13 protein-coding genes and 1 pseudogene are annotated in these 18904 nt (G+C 38.2%); 4 read left to right on the top strand and 10 right to left on the bottom strand.

Annotated elements, in window-relative coordinates; all coding sequences use genetic code 11:
- On the bottom strand, positions 1 to 511 hold a 511-nt coding region (locus ON09_RS14390; RefSeq protein ID WP_010601767.1), incomplete at its 3' end, for an NAD(P)-binding domain-containing protein.
- Positions 512 to 589: 78 nt separating this feature from the next.
- A complete protein-coding gene (locus ON09_RS14385; protein WP_010601766.1) occupies positions 590 to 1108 on the bottom strand; it encodes a thymidine kinase in 519 nt (172 codons plus the stop codon).
- 185 nt (positions 1109 to 1293) lie between these two features.
- Between ON09_RS14385 and ON09_RS14380 the strand changes: the two genes are divergently transcribed.
- Complete coding sequence (locus ON09_RS14380; protein WP_157258966.1) at positions 1294 to 2478, top strand: hypothetical protein; 1185 nt, start codon at positions 1294 to 1296, stop codon at positions 2476 to 2478.
- A gap of 259 nt (positions 2479 to 2737) precedes the next feature.
- On the opposite strand, the pseudogene rodA reads toward ON09_RS14380, so the two are convergent.
- The 6 genes and pseudogenes from rodA to purH form a co-directional block, all read right to left on the bottom strand.
- A pseudogene (gene rodA / locus ON09_RS14375) lies at positions 2738 to 4002 on the bottom strand (rod shape-determining protein RodA).
- Between the two features lies 1 nt (position 4003).
- The gene (gene mrdA, locus ON09_RS14370; RefSeq protein ID WP_010601764.1) at positions 4004 to 6010 is read right to left on the bottom strand and encodes a penicillin-binding protein 2; all 2007 of its coding nucleotides are present in this window, start codon (positions 6008 to 6010) and stop codon (positions 4004 to 4006) included.
- Positions 6010 to 6525: a hypothetical protein gene (locus tag ON09_RS14365; protein ID WP_010601763.1), complete on the bottom strand. Its 516-nt coding sequence runs from the start codon at positions 6523 to 6525 to the stop codon at positions 6010 to 6012. The genes mrdA and ON09_RS14365 overlap by 1 nt, the downstream gene beginning before the upstream one ends.
- Positions 6518 to 7357: a rod shape-determining protein MreC gene (mreC, locus tag ON09_RS14360; protein WP_010601762.1), complete on the bottom strand. Its 840-nt coding sequence runs from the start codon at positions 7355 to 7357 to the stop codon at positions 6518 to 6520. The genes ON09_RS14365 and mreC overlap by 8 nt, the downstream gene beginning before the upstream one ends.
- 73 nt (positions 7358 to 7430) lie before the next feature.
- Positions 7431 to 8453, bottom strand: coding sequence for a rod shape-determining protein (locus tag ON09_RS14355; RefSeq protein ID WP_010601761.1), 1023 nt, complete (start codon positions 8451 to 8453; stop codon positions 7431 to 7433).
- Positions 8454 to 8610: 157 nt separating this feature from the next.
- A complete protein-coding gene (purH, locus tag ON09_RS14350; RefSeq protein ID WP_010601760.1) occupies positions 8611 to 10137 on the bottom strand; it encodes a bifunctional phosphoribosylaminoimidazolecarboxamide formyltransferase/IMP cyclohydrolase in 1527 nt (508 codons plus the stop codon).
- Between the two features lie 407 nt (positions 10138 to 10544).
- Here purH and ON09_RS14345 point away from each other — a divergent pair, with 407 nt between their 5' ends.
- Complete coding sequence (locus ON09_RS14345; protein ID WP_010601759.1) at positions 10545 to 11204, top strand: response regulator; 660 nt, start codon at positions 10545 to 10547, stop codon at positions 11202 to 11204.
- Here the strand turns inward: ON09_RS14345 and ON09_RS14340 are convergent.
- Complete coding sequence (locus ON09_RS14340; protein ID WP_010601758.1) at positions 11167 to 12615, bottom strand: sensor histidine kinase; 1449 nt, start codon at positions 12613 to 12615, stop codon at positions 11167 to 11169. The genes ON09_RS14345 and ON09_RS14340 overlap by 38 nt on opposite strands.
- A gap of 532 nt (positions 12616 to 13147) precedes the next feature.
- Positions 13148 to 13357 carry a hypothetical protein gene (locus tag ON09_RS14335; protein WP_010601757.1) on the bottom strand — a complete coding sequence of 70 codons (210 nt, stop codon included), beginning with the start codon at positions 13355 to 13357 and terminating at the stop codon, positions 13148 to 13150.
- 445 nt (positions 13358 to 13802) lie between these two features.
- On the opposite strand from ON09_RS14335, the gene ON09_RS14330 reads away from it, so the two are divergent.
- Both ON09_RS14330 and ON09_RS14325 read left to right on the top strand, forming a co-directional pair.
- Positions 13803 to 14216, top strand: a complete 414-nt coding sequence (locus ON09_RS14330) for a hypothetical protein (RefSeq protein WP_010601756.1) — start codon at positions 13803 to 13805, stop codon at positions 14214 to 14216.
- Positions 14213 to 18904: Ig-like domain-containing protein (locus tag ON09_RS14325; protein WP_010601755.1), on the top strand; the 4692-nt coding region annotated here is incomplete at its 3' end. The genes ON09_RS14330 and ON09_RS14325, both read left to right, overlap by 4 nt.

Below are 18904 nucleotides of genomic sequence, written 5' to 3'. Positions count from 1 at the left end.
AGCAAAAAATACTCCCTGGGTTCCTGTTTGGACCAATTAATCCCGCGAAGCGGATAATGGTAAAATGATGTGGCAAACTTTCTTTTAAAATCTCTTCGGCAGCTAAAACTACTTTACCCGAATCAGTATCAGGAAGGGTAGCGCTTTGCTCATTTACGATCTGGTTCTCATCCCCATAAACGCTTGTAGAACTGATGAGGATGACTTGTTTAGCTTTATGTTTCGAAGCCGTTAAAATCGCTTCAATCTTTTGCGGATAACTGTTTAATTCTGCTGAATTTCTTTTGGGTGGAATACAGATGAAAAGTGCATCGGTTTCGAAAAATTCAGCATCTGCAATAATCTGGTCTGGAGTAAAGTTCACTAAATAAGGTTTTATTTTTTCATCAGCTAACAAGCTCAGTTTTTCCGGAGAGGTACTAGATCCTTTAACATCATAACCTGATTCAACCAGTTTCTTTGCAAAAGCGAGTCCAAACCAACCGCAACCTAAAATGGAAATCGTTTTCAATTGAATCTCAGTTAATCGTTAATAATTTTTTGCATTTAATAATTCGAGCGATGAAACAGTTTGAACAATTAACCAAAATTAGCCTTTGCCTATGTTATAACAGGCCCGGCAGCGGGGTTCATAGCTCTCTTTTTCTCCTAATAGAACCGTATTTTCATCGGCCACTGTTCGGTAACTGTAAAGTGCGGGATTGCCACAGCAAACACAAACCGCATTTACCTTAGTTACATGCTCGGCGATAGCCATCAGGGCAGGCATTGGTCCGAAAGGTTTGCCTGTAAAATCCATATCAAGTCCGGCAACAATTACGCGAATGCCTTTCATTGCCAGCTTATTACATACCTCAGGAAGTTCATTGTCAAAAAACTGAGCCTCATCAATACCTACCACCTGGGTATTGGTACCCAATAGTAAAATAGCCGAAGCACTATCAACCGGAGTGGAATTAATGGAATTTAAATCATGCGATACCACAGCAGATTCATGATATCTGGTATCAGTCCGGGGTTTAAAAATCTCTACATTTAGCTTGGCAATCTGGGCTCTTTTTAGCCTGCGAATAAGCTCTTCGGTTTTACCTGAAACATAGATCCGCAAACCACCTCTATACTTCCTGAAAATTCGCCCCTTCTTCTAAAATTTTGTTCGCTAAATAACATGTCCGAGTTTTTATGTTCTGATGTGCTTTCTTTGATTTTTAAACCGAACAAATATCATAATTATGTGTTATTTTTGAACACATAGTTACCAACATAAATCAACCAAAAATTCGTTATCACTCTATGATGAACCAACAAGATATCTTCAAAAAAGTAGGCAATATATTAGGAGAATTAAACGATCAGTATCAATTTCTGGCTCGAAATCCTCAGCAATTAAATGATTTAGAAGTTGAGCTTTTTTTAGCGAATGCCGATTTTTTAGCTGATCATGTTCGTATCGTTCAGAAATTAAGCGACACTACAAAACAATCTATACAACCTCAGGCAGCCAACTTAACCACTGAGGAGCCAATTACTTTGGCAGATGAGATTGAAGCAGCGAAAGGATATAAGGAAGCGGAAGAGTGTTTCGATCCTGCTGAGTTGGAAGAAGTGGTTGCCGCTGAAGAAGAAGAGGAACGTGTTGACGTGAAACAGGAGCAGGAAGTGGAGGATGATGAGGAAATACACGAAGCTACTGCCGAAAAAATATTGGATAAAGACTTTTTTAAACCAGATCAGGACGATCACAGTTTTGAGTTCGTATTGGGCAATCATAGCATCGACGACAAGTTCGATTACGAAGACAAATCGGTAGAAGAAATATTCGACAGGCCTTTGAGTAAAGATGAGGAAGAGGTGCTGGCACAGAAAAAAATTATTCATGAAAAGGTAGCAGAACATTCACCGCTTGAAGATGAGGTATCGGCAACAGAAGAAGATGAGATTGGTCCTGAACCTTTTTTAATCCCACACGACGAAAAGCCAATTGTTGTTGAGGAAACCATAAAAGAAGAAATTGCTTTGGAAGCACCTGTTCCTGCCAAACCCATTGAAGCACTTAGAGATGTAGAAATGGATGAGCCAATCATTTCGCCGCCTGTTGTTGTTCAGGAGAAACCTATTTTTACGCCTGAAGCCGTTCCGGTTAGGCCACCTGTTCAACCTATTTCATCATCACCTGCACCTAGTCTAAATGATTTATTGGCTAAAACCCATGCGCAAGCAGAAGAGCCTGCGAAAGCGCCAATAGCTGATTTGAAACAAGGTATTAGCCTGAATGAAAAATTATTATTTATTAAAGATTTGTTTAAAGGTTATAACCTGGCTTATTCTGAAGCAGTTGATATTGTTAATAAGATGAACAGTTTTGAGGCGGCAGATAGTTTTTTACAAAGCAACTATGCTGTTAAAAATGATTGGGCAAGCAAACAATCAACCGTTGATCAGTTTTATGAATTGCTGAACAGAAGGTTTAGGATTTAGGGTATAAGTATAAGTCTGTGATCATAAAAATAAAGCACACTTACCTGATGCAAACTCGTCATTGCGAGCTGCTCCTTCATCAGTTGTGGCAAGCTTATTCGTTTAGTTAAAAATTAGGTTTAGCTAGGGTTTGTAATTCCGTTGTGTTGTCGGTGTATTTTAAATCTGCAGTCGGTAATGTTGAGATGATAAGCTCCGGCGAGTAAGTCCTTATTCTTTGCTCCTTAATCCTTATTCTTTGCGTCCTATTGCTTCAGCTCTAAAAGAATCCCATCCTGTTCGAATCCAGTTTGAGAAAAATAAAAAGTAATATCGTAAAGCTCCAAAGCGATGAACCTCCATAACTGATCAATGGAAGTGGAATTCCAATTACCGGAATGATGCCAATGGTCATGCCGATATTGATAAATACGTGGAAGAAAAGGATACAGGCAACGCTGTAACCATAAACTCTCGAAAACGTTGATCGCTGTCTTTCCGCCAGATTGATGATACGCAGCAGTAAAAATATATACAAGGCAATCACAATTGTACAGCCTACAAAACCCCATTCTTCGCCAATTGTTGAGAAGATAAAATCGGTGCTTTGTTCAGGAACATAACCATATTTTGTTTGTGTTCCTTCTAAAAACCACGTCCTGTCACTTGTCCTGAACCAATCGCGATTTGCGATTGAATGACATTGTATCCGGCACCCTTATTATCTGTTTTCAGGCCGAGCATTAGTTCAATCCTGCTACGCTGGTGCGGAGCCAGGACCTTCTCATAAGCCACTTTAATCAGAAAAAGGTAACCGATGGCGAATACCGTAACCAGTATGGTTGAGATGATGATTTTTTGTTTTCTGCGATTATTGTAGACGAAGAGTCCTGCGATAACCGTTATGATAGTGATCAATATCCATGTCGGAACTAAAAAGTCTGCTACGAATAGTACGATCATCCCTAGAAATATTAAGAGGAAGTATCCCGATAGTCCTTCGCGATACAAGGGAAACATAAAGGCCAGGAAGACCAGTGCCGAACCCGTATCTGGCTGAAGCATAATGAGTACCAAAGGTGCTAAAACAATTAATGCAGCAATGGCAATAGACTTGAAATCTCTGAATTTTGGATTAAAACTACCTACATACCGAGCCAGAAGAAGGGCGGTTCCGAACTTTGCAAATTCGGCAGGTTGCAGTTTAAATGAGCCAATAGCGATCCATGCCTGATTTCCTGCCACTTTATTTCCAACAACAAGCACAGCCAGAAGTAATACCAATGTTCCGCCATAAATAAAGGGGGAGAAAACATTAAACAATCTACCGTCAAACAATAAAATGGATAATCCTAATATTAAACCCGAGATAATGTAAATCAACTGTTTTCCGTAGCTGCTGCTGAAATCGAAAACACCAGCCTTATCCGGATTGTAAATAGATGCATAAATATTAGTAAAACCAATGGCACAAAGGGCAATGTAGATCAATACTGTAATCCAATCTACATTAAAAAAGAAACGGTTTCCCTGTTGGTGTTGCATCTTATTTTTCGCTCGCAGGCTTTTCGGTAATTACTGTTTTGGTTTGTTTCGGTTTTATTGCAACGCTTTGTTTAATTGTTGCTGCTCTGATTTGAATGCTATCTTTAACTTTTTTCGTAGAATCGGCTTTTTTGATTAATAAACTATCTGCCTTGGTAATCACTTTTACCGGCTTGGTTTTATCTTTCAAAACTGGCAAAAGATTTTGGTTTTTCATCCATTCTACCTGTGCTGCTCTCGAACCGGTTACCGTACCTTTTAAATATTTTTCAATCATGTAGCTAGCAATTGGCGCTGCATAAGTACTTCCGAAACCAGCATTTTCTACAATTACTGCAATAGCAATTTTTGGATTATCACGAGGGGCGAAGCCGATAAACACCGAGTGATTTTTACCATGTGGATTTTGCACGGTACCTGTTTTACCACAAAGCACCACATCAGGTATTCTTGATAAAATCGCAGTTCCCCAACTGGTGTTAACAGCATCCTGCATACCGTCAATTACAGGCTCAAAGTGTTTGGCATCAACGCCAACATAATTTTTATCTACATATTCCTTTTTAATCTTATCGCCCATGGCTCTGATTAAATGAGGCTTGATATAATACCCACGGTTTGCAATAACGGCCATGGCGTTGGCCATTTGCAATGGCGTAGCCGTAATTTCTCCCTGACCAATAGCTTGCGAAATTACATTGGTATATCCCCAACGTTTTCCATAAATTTTATCGTAGTGATCTGCCGCATAAAAATACCCTTTTCTCTCGTAAGGCATATCAATATCCAGTTTTTCGCCAAACCCAAATTTTGCAATTTTATCTCGCCAATCTTGATAGGTTTTACGCTGATTTTTCATGCCATTTTTGGTAATCAGCTTTTGAAAAACATAACAGAAATAGGTATTGCATGATCGGGCGATGCCTCTCCGCAAAGAAATAGAACCGTCAAAGTGTTCGCATTTTATTTTTCTGTTTCCAGCCTGGTAATAATGTGGACAGAAGAAAGTGGTGTTAGGATCAATTACTCCCTCCTGAAGACCCACTAATGCATCAACGGGTTTAAAAGAAGAACCCGGAGGGTAATAACCCATAATTGGGCGAACTAATGAGGGGCGATAGGGGTTACCCACGATAAATTTCATGTAATTGTTTCCCTGATCTCTTCCTACCAGAAGATTGGGGTCGTAACCTGGGCTGCTAATAAATGAAAGTATTTCGCCCGTTGCAGGTTCAATAGCCACGATAGCACCAACTTTATTTCTCATGAGTTCTTCGCCAAGCTTTTGAATCCTCATGTCGATGCCTGATATCAATCTTTCGCCAGATACCGCGTTTACATCATATTTTCCATCAGCATAACTGCCTTGAGGTGTATTATGAGCATCGTAAACAGTGTTAATTACGCCTTTTTCTCCCCTTAAAGTTTGCTCATAAGAATATTCCAAGCCACTTTTTCCCTTGTAATCGCCTGGCCGGTAAAACCCCTCTGATTTGGCAATATCAGCACTGTCAACCTCTTTAACATAGCCGAAAAGCGCACCGCCAACACTATCAGGATAATGCCTGATGGTTCTGTCCTGTGTTCTAAATCCGGGGAAACGATATAATATTTCCTGAAGTCTGGCATAACTCTGTACCGAAATCTGTTTTAAAAACGGGGTTGATTGGTAGGTAGATTTTCCTCTTGCCTTTCTTAGATTCTTGCGCACATCCTGAATGGAAATTTCCAATGCCTGGGCAAGACCTAAGGTATCAAATGCTTTAACCTCGTTGGGAGTAACCATTAAATCATAAACAGGTTCGTTTTGTACGATAACCTTTCCATTTCGGTCGAGAATAGCGCCACGAGCCGGGTATTTATAAATTTTACGCAGAACGTTACTTTCTGCGGAAAGGAAGTATTTATCGCTCGCAATTTGGATATAAAATAGCTTTCCGAGTAAAATCAGGGCGATTACAATAAATAATCCTTGAACGATATATTTTCGGTTAAATAATTGATCCATTAGCGGGACGTTCTTTTATAGAATATAAACTCTACCAATAAAATAATAAGCAGTGTAAAGATACAACTTAAGCCGCATCTCATTAAGGTATAACCAATTTCAGTTACCTTAAATGTTTCTAAAAAGAACAGCACCAGGTGGTGAGCGATAACACAAAGAAACGCATATAATGAAAACCATTGGAAACCCATATAACTTAACGAAGGTTCCGGGTCATCAATTGCGTCTCGGTTTAAACTTATGGAAATAAAAGAAATTCGAACAAAGGAGAGCACTATGCAAGCTGTTGCATGAACACCCATGGTATCATAAAATGCATCTAGTGTTAACCCGGTTGCAAAAGCTAATGCGTATAATAAGATGTTTGGAATCCCGAAGGGAAGCAATAACAAGAAAAGAACGTAAATAAACGGCGTAGATAGATCGTAAAAGCCCATATTTTTGAGCAGGAAAACCTGAACAAAAAGCAGCAAAACCCACCTGATAATATTGACAATTATTATTCTGCTATTCATTTGGTTTAATCAAACTTTCTAAAGCCTTTTGTTCTTCAGCCCTCTTATCTTTTACCACATAAACATATTGCAACGTGCTAAAATCGGTAAATAAATTTAATTCTCCGGATAGGAAATTATCGTTAGTGGCAACTTTGGGTTTGATGATTCTACCAACCAAAATGCCTGCTGGAAATGAACCAAATCCTGATGTTATGATCGAATCCCCCACATTCATTTTAATGTGATTGGGTACTTCTTTAATCAAAGCTTTCCTGATATCAAAATTTCCATCGCCCCAAACCAAAGAGCCCAATGCATTATTCTTTTTCAATGAAACACTGATGCGGGTGTCTTTATGCAAAAGCGATTGTATGGTTGCCAAATGTTCGGAAACGTCGCGAACGAGGCCAACAATGCCGCGTTGAGGAGCAATGACTGCCATCCCTGCTTTAATTCCATCTAAACTCCCTTTATTAATCGTCATGACATTATTGCGGAGTGTGATCGAATTTTTAACAACCTTTGCCGCAAGATAAGTGTACTGCTGGTTAGTTAAGGTATCAATTACTTTAACATCCTTTGAGGTATCAACGGTTGTCAAACTCAGGAGGCTGGTTTTGAGTCTGGCATTTTCTGCCGCCAAACTATCATTTACCATCCCCAGGTTTAGATACCTTTTGAAAACATTCAGTCGCTCATAAGCCGTACCCACAATTTCATTAGACGAATTTAAGGTAACACTGCGCTGGTAAGCATTATTCTTTACCGTAAGATATATTCCAATGATAAAAAAGATGATAAACAGGAAAAATGCGTTGTATCTGCTGATGAAAATCCAAAGGTTACGCATTTAAGTTCTAAGTTATAGGTAATACGTTGTAAGTCAAAAACGTAAAACGTAAAACTTACAACGTAAAACTTGATTATTGCATTAAAAATTTATAGCCACCAATGTTTTTAAGGGCGATACCTGTTCCGCGAACCACTGCACGAAGCGGATCTTCAGCCACATGAACAGGTAATTTGGTTTTCGCAGCAACACGTTTATCCAGACCTCTTAATAATGCACCACCGCCTGTTAAATAAATACCGGTTTGGTAAATATCTGCAGAAAGTTCAGGTGGAGTAATCTCCAAAGCCTTTAAAATTGCTTCTTCAATTTTGGAGATCGACTTATCTAAACAGTGTGCGATTTCTGTGTATGAAACGGTGATTTGTTTCGGAACGCCAGTCATCAAATCACGACCTTGAACCGCAAAATCAGCAGGCGCATCCTGTAATTCAGGTAAAGCAGCACCTACTTCAATTTTAATTTTCTCAGCTGTACGGTCACCAATCATAATGTTATGCTGGCGGCGGATATAATTTACGATATCAGAGTCGAAGTTATCTCCCGCAACGCGGATAGATTGATCGCAAACGATACCAGATAAAGCAATAACGGCAATTTCTGTCGTACCACCACCGATATCGATAATCATGTTACCCATCGGTTCTTCCACATCGATTCCAATACCTACAGCAGCAGCCATAGGCTCATGGATGAGGTAAACTTCTTTTGCTCCGGCAATTTCAGCTGAATCGCGTACGGCACGTTTTTCTACTTCAGTAATACCTGAAGGAATGCAAATTACCATACGTAACGATGGGAACATCCAACCTTTACCACCGTTTAACATGCGGATCATGCCTTTTATCATCGCCTCTGCGGCGTTGAAATCGGCAATTACACCGTCTTTTAAAGGGCGAACTGTTTTAATATTATCGTGGGTTTTACCCTCCATTTGCATCGCCTGACGACCTATAGCGATAACTTTATTTGTAGTACGATCAAAAGCAACAATAGATGGTTCATCTACAACTACTTTGTCATTATGTATAATCAGGGTATTCGCAGTGCCTAAATCGATGGCAACTTCCTGCGTAAACCAATTGAATAATCCCATGTATGAGTTATATTTTCTTTAATTTGTTAAATCTATACTATTCCTAATGTAAAAATAGGTTTTTTATTGTTTAGTCAGTTAGTTTTTTGGTTGGTGCGATTTTTGGCTTTCTAGTTTTGGGCGAAGATCCTAAACAACCAATCAAGCAACAACTAAACTAGTGCTTAAAGTGTCTTACGCCGGTAGTTACCATTGCAATTCCTTTTTCATTTGCTTTTGCTACAGAATCTGCATCTTTGATTGAACCGCCTGGCTGCAAAACAGCAGTAATGCCGGCATCAGCAGCAATTTCCACACAGTCAGGGAAAGGGAAAAAAGCATCAGATGCCATTGCAGCGCCTTCAACGCTGAAACCAAAAGATGCCGCTTTTTCAATCGCTTGTCGAAGTGCATCAACCCTTGAGGTTTGACCCACACCACTGGCAATTAGTACATCATCCTTTACCAAAACTATTGTATTCGATTTAGTATGTTTTACAATTTTATTTGCAAAATGCAAGTCTTTCAATTCCTGCGCTGTTGGTGTTTTATCTGTAACGGTAGTCATTTGTTCAGGACCTTCAATAACTAAATCTTTATCCTGTTCAATTACACCGTTTAGTAAAGTTTTAAATTGTTTTTTGCTTAAATCAACATTGTTTCGCTGCAAAATTACGCGATTTTTCTTTTTGCTGAATAATTCTACCGCTTCTGGTTGATAAGATGGAGCAATTAAAACTTCAAAAAACAAATTGTTAATTTCTTCAGCAGTTGCTAAATCAACCTCAACATTGGTAATTAATACACCACCAAAAGCTGAAACCGGATCACATGCCAAAGCATCGATCCAAGCCTGTTTTACAGTTGGGCGTGAAGCAATACCACAAGCATTTGTATGTTTTAAGATCGCAAAAGTTGGATCTTGAAATTCGTCAATTAATGCCACAGCAGCATCAACATCAACCAGGTTATTGTATGAAAGTTCTTTTCCGTTTAATTTTGTGAACATGGCATCTAAATCGCCATAGAATACCGCCCCTTGATGAGGGTTTTCACCGTAACGCAATGTCTTAGCGTCAGTTACACTTTGCTTGAATACTTCAATTGGCTCTTCCTGGTTGAAATAGTTAAAAATTGCAGTATCGTAATGAGAAGAAGTATGGAAAGCAGTTTTAGCAAAGGCTTTACGCTGTGCTAATGTTGTTTCTCCGTTTTGAGCTTCTAATTGAGCTTGCAGGGTAGGGTAGTCATTTTTAGATGCAATAATAACAACATCATTAAAATTTTTCGCAGCAGCACGAATTAATGAAATTCCACCGATATCAATTTTCTCAATAATTTCTTCAGCCGTACCACCAGCTTTAACGGTTTCTTCGAAAGGATATAAATCAACAATTACCAAGTCAATTTCAGGAATTTCATAGGTTGCAATTTGCTCCTGATCACCTGTTAAACCTCTGCGATTTAAAATGCCGCCAAAAACTTTTGGGTGCAAGGTTTTTACGCGTCCACCTAAAATTGAAGGGTATCCCGTTAAATCTTCAACAGCCGTAACTGGTAAATTTAAGTCTTTAATAAACTGTTCAGTGCCTCCAGTTGAAAATAACTGTACGCCCTGATCGGCTAATAATTTTACCAATGGCGCTAAACCATCTTTATAATATACTGAAATTAAAGCGTTTTTGATTTTAATGGGTTGACTCATTTTACCGTAAATTTTGAGCCGCAAAGGTAATAAAACAGGATTGTTTTTTTGTTATGCTAAGCGTAAAAAATGGATCAAGTTATTTTAAGCTGCTTGTGTGATTTATCAGGTGAGTTTTTATGCTGAAATAGATAGTTTCTTAAAGGATGGCGAACCAGTAACTAACTTTTAGCACTTTTTTTAACCGGATACGGTTGCCCAACATCATTATGCGGCAGGTGATAAAGTAATGCTCATTTTTTATAACGAAGAAACTTAAGGTCTCTACTTTGTAGTTGTTAATTGTGCTAGTGATTTATTGATTCCTCATTTTGGGGAATTAATTGCGCATTAGTAGCTTTTCTTAAACCTATACTGATTAATTAAGCTGCATTGGCATTACCTAAGGCTTGGCTTTGTTTTTGTTTATGGGATTGGTCATGAATATCTCTATTATTGACGATCACAAGATTCTCTCAGAATTATTAAAATTATCGCTTTCGGAATTTGATTTTATCAAGTCCGTTAATTTATATAGTGAACCCGAAAAGCTTTTTGCACATCTTGATATTTTTCCTCCTGATATTCTTATCACCGATATGTTGATGCCAGATATTACAGGTATTGACATTATCAAAGCATGCAGGAAGACGAAAAGCAAATCAAACTTAAAAATCATTGTTCTTTCGACAGTTAAAGATGTTAATTTGATTAAAAATTCTTTTGGTGAAGGTGCTAATGCTTATTTGTGCAAAGATGCTTCAGTAGCTGAGCTGATTGATGCCATTAATACGATATCAAAGGATGAAAATGCCATCTATGTCGGCGAAAGCCTCAAAAATATTTTAGTCGAATTTCAACTTTTTGAGAAAGGAAAAGTACATCTTTCGCCCAGAGAAAAAGAGCTTCTAAGTCATGTTTGCCAGGGAGAAACTGTTAAAGAAATTGCAGATAAGCTAGATTTAAGCATCAATACCATCCAAAGTTATATGAAACAACTTATGCGTAAGATGCAGGTGAACAGAACACCAGATTTAATTTTGAAAGCTATTAAACAAGGGCTGTTTTTTCCAAATCAGATTCATTAAAAGGCATTAGCGGCACGGTAGCGTTTACAATGGTTCCGGCAGGATTACTCATAATCATAAGCTGGCCGTTAATAAGGTGCAGACCTGTCCTTAAGTTTTGTAATCCAAGTCCATTAATTTCATTGTTGGTCATACCTTTTCCGTTGTCTTTAATCTCTACACTGAAATGATCGGGCATGAATATGATACTGATCGAAACATGGCTCGCCTTTGCATGTTTAATTACGTTAGATAAGCTTTCTTTAATCAAGTAATAAATTTGCTGAGAAACCTTTGGACTTAGATATCGATTCACTTCATCTTTATTATAAATAGTTTCGATTGCAAAAAAATTAAAATTGCTAAACCTTTGCTTCATGGTTTCGAGGTAGAGGTCGATATTATAGTAGTTCTCTTCCTTTTCTGTTCTAATGCCGGATAGGAGGTGGCTATAATCCCTGGTCTCTTTATATATACTTTGAATTTCCTGATCAATTTCAAGGAGGTTTTTGAATTCATTTTCAGATGAAGCTTTTTTGAGTTTATCCTCAATATAGTAACGTAAAGCCACTAGGTTTCCACCCAGGTCATCGTGTAGTTTACGGCCGATTGCCGCCCGTTGTTGTATAATGGCCTGTGCTTTTTCATTTTCTAGCTGATGGTCTTGCATCAGTAGAATATCCGAGGCTTTTTTCTTTTCAATTTCGACCGCAAATTCTTTCTGACTCACTTCTGCCTGGGCACGGTATCTTTCCTTAATACTCTCCCTAATTTGCCAGCCAACTGCCAGTGAGAAAAATATAATGTCGCTAAAAAAACCTAAGGCAATAAATGAAACATGGCTAAGCCCAAAAATGTAACCCTGGGTGTAATAGCTTAACGATGTGAAAATATTAAAGCCAACTATAAGGATACTTCCGATAAAAACATAGTTTTTTACATCACGTTCTTTATTAATGAAAAGCTGATAGATGAGGTAACCAAATATAAAAAAGAAATAGCCATCCATGAGTAGTCCAACAGTTTTAGCCATTTGAACATATTCAATAGGGAAAAAGAAATAAGGAAAACGTAAAGCGAAATAAACTGGCGTAATTAAATAGGTTCTTTTGGCCATTACATATATCCTGGTTTCCTTATTTTTTGGGATACCAATAACCAATACCAGAAAGTTAAGGTAGGCAAGTAAAGATAACCAAAACACCCCTGAGCTGATGAGGTATTGCAAGCTCGGTACTTTAAAGGTTTTAGAAGGAACCATAGTTGTTGCCAACACCAGATACGCGAGACCAAGCCATAAGTAGATGGTATAACCACCGACTAGCTTTAGTTTGCTGAAGGCGTAAAGAATAGTATGGTAAATGGCAATGATGAGGATTGCGCCGATTGCGAAAAGGGGAATTAGATCATCAATATCAAAATTGTAAAGCAAAGTGCGGCAAAAATAGTTGGTGTATTCCAGAATATTCTAGCAAAAATAGTTCCTGATAACGTCTTTCATAAACAGTTATTGCTTGCGTTTTGATATGATTTTAATTTGATGTTAGACTTAAGTCTTTCAGTATGAGTTAGTGATCTTATTAATCATAGTATTGGATTATTTCCTTTAAATGGGAAAAAATAGGTTTTTTAAATGAATAGGGAAGATTTAATTTTATAAGATAGCGGGGAAAAACGGGGAAGTTTTTCCTGATTTTTTAGATTGATATTTTTCCTACAAGCTGATGACCTCCAATCTGAGGAGCGATAGCTCTGCGATTTTTAGCTTTTTTTTCCGATTTAATTCAAGCAATCTTTATTCTCCGCAGAAGAGTTGCTGCAAAGTGTCAGCAATAATCAAAAATTATGCTTTTTGTCTATTTATTAATAAACCTATAATTGGGTAGTGACAATACCCTTTTTTTGGGGTAATTAGAATCTTTAAAACTCCTTTTGGAATTTATTCCCTCGCTCTGCAAAATTTCTTATTGCTTAACAACTCGCATTAATTTTTTAATAATAGACCTGTAATTCGCTTTAAAGCAAAGCGTTTCATGCAATTCTAATTTATCATTTGGTTTTTTCTGCCATTCGTTAAAATATCCATGTAATCCTTTTTGCTCAAATAATTCGAATTGTACTACCCCTAATTTGGGGTATTGATTTGGTTTTTTGGGTATTATTTGATGAATCATTTAACAAGAAATTTGCAAGTAATATGTAATCCTGTTTTTTACAATTCATTACCAGTATTTATTAAAACATCTAAACATATGAAAACACAATTACGCTTTCTTCTAACTATGTTATTTACTATTTCAGATTTTCTAAAGCGTTATGCTATTAGAAACATCAATGTTGGTTGCTTTTCATCTTTTGTAAGTGATATAGCGGCTGCCTATCAACATAGTTTCGTCTTTATTTATCCTTATCAACATGCACTAAACAGACTTAGGGCAGGGAAACATTTGCTTAGTTAATACGCTTCACCGCGATAATAAATTAGCAAAAGTTAAACAACAATTTTTTTTAAAGAACTATTCAAATGCCTGATGTACAAATTGTATGGGCGTTTGCTTACGCATTATATCAAACGCCAACTATTGGCACTCAAATTTTCTTCTATAAAAACAAATAAAAATGACACAAAAATTTCCTTTTCAAATCCTGGATGGCTGGATTATGCTATTGATGCTATTCCTCTTGATAGATTATCAGGGCTTTGCAAAATATAGAAATATTGCAGCTAAACCTGACCATGGATTTATAATTGACGACTTCAGTCTAAAAGTTAGCGGAAGAAATAACCGATTTGTTAAGGCTTTTGAAGTCAGAAGTAGGTATGCTTCGCAATTGGCAAATAGCCTGCATCACTCCAGGTATAGGACTGCAGCCTACTATGTAGCTAAATATTTCGAGGAAATAGCAACGAAGGCTATATCGATAACACCGAGAATAAGTGTCCTGCAAAAGGCATCATTTGAAAACTTCCTTTATGGTTTTCGAAATCCATTGATTAACAAAGTATTTAACCTAAATGAGTCTTTAGCATGAGAGAAATAAATTTTATAAAATTATTGCTTCTTTTCATTTTTACATTATTTGTAAGCAATGAAACTTTTGCCCAAACATGTGGAAGTGTTGGAAGCATCACATCAAATATTACTACCTCAGCAAATACTTGTGCGGGGAATGGAAGTATCAAAGCATCTTTTAATGCGACGCCTAACACAACTATTCAACTGCTATTAAACGGTTCTATACTTCAATCAACAATTAATCCATCCAGTCCTTTTACTTTTTCAAACTTACAGGCTGGAACTAATTATCAGGTGAGATTTGTTTGTTCGTTAGATAACAGCATTGTATACGGTAGCACATCAAACCTGAATGTGGCGGATAACTATGTGCCAATTTCTAATGCAGATATTGCCGTTTCTAACGTTTGTACAAGCTTTACTCAAGGCGGTACTATTACTGTGAACAGTGTAGCTGGCGGAAATGAGCCATACCAGTATTCTGTTATCCAAAATACCAACCCAAATTATAATGACGCATTGAGTACTTATTCCAACAATCCTGTAGCGAACGTTTCAGCTTTTGGAACCTACCAAATACGTATAAAGGATGCTTGCGGGAATTATACAACATATACAAGAACAATATCAGCGACTATACCAGAAATAAAACTTTTCTGGATGCCAAAGAAAGTTTGTGGAACGAATACCGCAAGCGGTAGTTTTTGGTATGCCACCACTGGAGCAAATGCTGTTGCGGTCTCGCAAAATACAATTAAGAATAACGGAGGCTTGAAGCTGATTATAAGAGATACTGATGCATCCGGGGCGATTTTATTTAACGGGACTTATGATGGCACTAATCCATTCATATATACCGAAAGTCCATCACATAAATATTATATTCAGTCAACCAATTCTTGTGGTCTGGTTTCATCATATACTCATGATATGAATGGAGGAGATTTCCCGGAATTCGGAACGATTAAAGCATTTGTTAGAAATTCGGGTTGTGGCGCTGCAGAAACAATGACGGTTACCGCTAATACAAATAATTCTTATTGGAATTACCCGGTTAAAGTAACAGTTTCAAATTCTTTAAATGCAGTTGTTTACACCAATACAAACGTAGCGTATAATTCCTCTTGGTCTACAGCAGCGTTACCATTAGGAACATATACGGTAACGTATACTGATCAGTGCGGAAACACTGCTACAGAAACGGTTAACAATCCAACATTTGCGGGTGCCGGGTCATTAGTCATACGCGATTACTTAAATTATGTCTGTTCGGAGATAGGTCCGCTTACGCAAACCGGAACTACTCAGTTAATTGTTCAGATTAATGGTTACCAGCCAGATAGAGACCATACTACAGTAACCATAACTGCGGGTCCATCAAATGTAGGAGTAAATGCTAGTTTATGGAATAATCAATACTGGGGTTGGACCAATGTTATTCCAGGAACATATACTATTGAATATACATCGTGTGGAACAACTAAAACAGCGACGATAAATGTTGCTCCGGGTTCGAGAGTACTGCAACAGAGTTTAACTTCTACTGCTCAGTCTTTCTGTTCACAAGGTGGCACCATTACTTCAAATAAAGTATATAATGGTTCTTATTCAAGTTCAGTAGACTTGTTAGATGCGGCAGGCAATGTTTTACAAAACAGCGTCACCGGTACTTTTAATAACATTCCTGCAGGCACTTATAGCACGAGAATGCGAATTTCTTACTGTGCCTCGGGCGTGTATTATGTAAATGGTAATACCGTTACCATTACAAATAGCAGCACTGGTCCAATAATTTCGTCGTCAACAGGTGTGGTATGTGAGGATGCGGCAGGAAACCCATCATCAACAGGCTCCGCTTATCTGGTGTTAAACGGCGTGGCACCGCTTACCCTCAAATATAAACCGCAAGCTTCATCTAATTGGGTTACGATTGATAATGCAACATTAAATACTGCAATAGACAACCTGAATGCGAATACCGTTTATGATGTTCAGCTTTTTGATGGATGTGGAGGAACTTCTAATTCAACTGTTTCCATTAATACTATTGGAGCATTAAGTACATCAAATACCGTTCATCCGTGTTTGAACAAGCCTTATAATTTGGAAATGCCTTATTATGCAGGGGCATCATATGTATGGACAAATCCTCAGGGAAGTGTGGTGTCAAATAACAGAATTTATTCTTTTGCTAATTTTGATGCAAGTTACAACGGTAAATATACCTGTAAAATTACATGGGGAAGTTGCGTAACAAGATATGTAAATGTCACATTAGATGCTGCTCAATGTAATTCTTCGCTAAGTATAAACGCCGTTGATGATAATTTTGGCCCTGTGAATATACCATCTAGCACTTTGGTAGTTGGTAATGTTTTCACGAACGATAAATTAAATGGCGCTGCTGTTACTGCTCCGCAGGTAATCATTACGCCATTGGGCACAATACCATCAGGAATCATGCTCAATACTACTACCGGCGAAGTATCTGTAAACGCCGGCACTCCTGTAGGCACGTATACTTTCAAGTATAAAATTTGTGAAGTAGCTAACGCAAGTAATTGTGATGATGCAACTGTAACAGTTCAAGTTGCATTAGTGTGTTCAGGTGAATCTTCACTTTTAAATAACGGAACATTTGTCGTAACACAAAGTGGAGGAAATGGTCAGCAAGCTTTTGTTGCTGATAACAATGTTATTGCTGCCAATTATTGGCAAACTACTGCTGCCGGACAGTCGATCACCATTGACTACGGTCAATCTCGTATCATGAATGGATTGACGTATTACCCAAGTTCAACCGGTAGTAAGGTTTTAGGTTATACTATTCAAGCTAGTACTGATAATGCAACGTTCGTTACTGTAGCAACAGGAAGTTTCCCGAACTATTCAACGACTAATCTAGCCGATAAAGGAATTTTCAATAACGTAATATTTACAAGTCCGGTAAATGCAAGATACCTTAGGATGGTAGTTGCCGATGCTAACAAAAGAGTTGCCGAAATTGTTCCCATCGTTTGCGGAAACACACCTATTAAAATCATATGTGATAATGTTTCTTTAATGAGTAGTGGATCAAATGCGACCGCTACAGATAAATTACCAGTTAGAAGCTTAGACAATAATTGGACTGTATTTCCTATTGCGGGAGGAACAGCATCTCCTACAACGAGCGCTTACAATTACAGTACGATATCGAATGCTCATTTTGCCCCAGCAGTTGTAGTAGGAAAGGTTATTAACAATCCCCCGTTTGTATGGGCTTCCAGTCCTTTTGGTAATGCAGAGTGGATTTCTGCTACACAAAATGGTCAGGATAATCAAAGTCAGGGCTTGGTTACAGGTGCTGATAACACCATGCCGAATACCTATTTTTATAAATATAAATTTAACATCACTGATCCTGCTATTGTTAGTTCATTAAAACTTAGATTAGATTACTATGTAGATAACAACATTGTTCGTGTATATGTTAACGGCGTTGATAAAAATATTAGCTCTAATGATGCTCAGGGATATTTAAATGGTCATCAAAGGTCTACTTTAATTACGAGCGATTTTGTTTTAGGAGCAAATGAACTTGTCGTACAGATATTCTCTACGCCAGGTTTTGAAGGACTATTGGTGCAAGGAATCGGCACCTGCCCGATACCTGGTATTTCCGTAACAAAAGATGGAGCATATCATGATACCGATGGAAACGGTGTAACAAATGTTGGTGACCAGATTAAATATAATTTCGTAGTTACCAATACTGGAAATACACCACTTACAAATGTAACTATCGAAGATAATAATGCAACGGTAACAGGTGGACCACTTGCTGTGTTACCAGTTGGCGCATCAAATAGCACAACATTTACTGCAATACACACGATTACGGCAGCAGATATTGTTGCCGGCTTTGTCTACAATTTGGCAACGGTTAAAGGAACTGATCCTGATGGAACTGTAGTAACTGATACGTCAAGCGATCCAACGCCTTGCGCCTCTTGTCCTATAAACCCATCTTGTCCGGATTGTACAATCACTCCGATAAATAGTACAACAGCTGTTGATGATACTTATAATACAACTGGAAATACACCTGTTTCAGGAAATGTGCTGACGAATGATATTGATTTGCAGGGTCATACGTTAACCGTAACAAGTAATACCTCTCCATCAAACGGTACAGTAATAGTGAATGCTGATGGAAGTTTTACTTATACCCCTAATCCAACTTTTACCGGAACAGACACTTTCACTTACACGGTTTGTGATAATGGAATTCCACAAGCGTGTGATGTAGCAACAGTGACAATAAATGTTGCGCCGGCTACAGACCTTTCAATTACCAAAACAGTAAACAATGCCACACCAAGTGTAGGCAGCAATGTGACCTTTACTGTCACCGCGACCAACAACGGACCAAGTGCGGCAACGGGTGTAAGCGTAACGGAGAACATCCCAACGGGATACGAAGTAGTAAGTGTTACACCGAGCACCGGCAGCTGGACTGCACCGAACTGGTCGATCGGCAACCTGGCCAACGGCGCAAGTGCTACCTTAACGGTTGTGGCTAAAGTAAAAGCAACAGGCGTTTATGCCAATACGGTAACAATCACTGGAAACGAAACGGATCCAACGCCGGGCAATAACACTGATACGGAAGAGCCGACACCATCAGCGGTAAGCGACCTTTCAATCACCAAGTGTGTACGT

The sequence above is a fragment of the Pedobacter agri PB92 genome, from assembly GCF_000258495.1.
Classification (GTDB): domain Bacteria; phylum Bacteroidota; class Bacteroidia; order Sphingobacteriales; family Sphingobacteriaceae; genus Pedobacter; species Pedobacter agri.
Note: the sequence above shows the minus strand (reverse complement) of the source record. Positions and strands in the feature narration are given on the sequence as shown.

Bases quoted from the DNA above. Each gene is read 5' to 3' on its own strand.
- ON09_RS14380 (WP_157258966.1), top strand. From the start codon at position 1,294: ATGATGAACCAACAAGATATCTTCAAAAAAGTAGGCAATATATTAGGA.
- mrdA (WP_010601764.1), bottom strand. From the start codon at position 6,010: ATGGATCAATTATTTAACCGAAAATATATCGTTCAAGGATTATTTATT.
- ON09_RS14365 (WP_010601763.1), bottom strand. From the start codon at position 6,525: ATGAATAGCAGAATAATAATTGTCAATATTATCAGGTGGGTTTTGCTG.
- mreC (WP_010601762.1), bottom strand. From the start codon at position 7,357: ATGCGTAACCTTTGGATTTTCATCAGCAGATACAACGCATTTTTCCTG.
- ON09_RS14355 (WP_010601761.1), bottom strand. From the start codon at position 8,453: ATGGGATTATTCAATTGGTTTACGCAGGAAGTTGCCATCGATTTAGGC.
- purH (WP_010601760.1), bottom strand. From the start codon at position 10,137: ATGAGTCAACCCATTAAAATCAAAAACGCTTTAATTTCAGTATATTAT.
- ON09_RS14345 (WP_010601759.1), top strand. From the start codon at position 10,545: ATGGGATTGGTCATGAATATCTCTATTATTGACGATCACAAGATTCTC.
- ON09_RS14335 (WP_010601757.1), bottom strand. From the start codon at position 13,357: ATGATTCATCAAATAATACCCAAAAAACCAAATCAATACCCCAAATTA.
- ON09_RS14330 (WP_010601756.1), top strand. From the start codon at position 13,803: ATGACACAAAAATTTCCTTTTCAAATCCTGGATGGCTGGATTATGCTA.